We start from the raw sequence: 581 nt of genomic DNA, 5'->3' as shown, positions 1-581 counted from the left end.
ACATAGTGATTGGTGTTGTCGCGCACGCCCTCGCGCAGCGGATGCTCCTGCACCGGCATGTCGTAGTACTGCATGTCGGCCAGCCAGTCCACCACGTCGCGGCCACGGTAGAAGCGCGCGCAGCGCGGCGCCTGTCCCACGGCCAGGAACACCTTGCGGCCTGCCAGGTGCAGGTCCTCGGCGATCTGCGCGCCGGACTGGCCGGAGCCCACCACCAGCACGCCGCCCTCCGGCAAGGCTTGCGGGCTGCGGTACTCGGAGGACTGGATCTGCCGGATGCCGGCCGGCAGGCGCTCGGCCATGCGCGGCACGATCGGCGTGTGATAGCCGCCGGAAGCCACCACCACCTGCCCGGCGGTGAAGTCGCCCTGCGAGGTACAGACCAGATAGCCGCCCTGCTCCAGCGGCTTCACGCGCAACACCTCGGTGTGCTCCAGCACCGGCGCGTTCACCATGCCGATAAAGCCATCGAGGTAGGCGGTGATCTCGTCCTTCTTCATGAAACCGTGCGGGTCGTTGCCCTGGTAGGGATAGCCGGGCAAGGCGCACTGCCAGTTTGGCGTGACCAGGCAGAAGGCATC

The 581-nt window shown here is 67.8% G+C and carries 1 protein-coding gene; it reads right to left on the bottom strand.

The window, feature by feature from the left end:
- The coding region (locus AC1RQC_RS40435) for an NAD(P)-binding domain-containing protein (RefSeq protein ID WP_492886895.1) at nt 1–581 on the bottom strand (581 nt) is incomplete at both ends.

This window comes from Cupriavidus sp. GW822-FHT03E04, from assembly GCF_058801495.1.
This window is presented reverse-complemented; position numbering and strand designations above follow the sequence as displayed.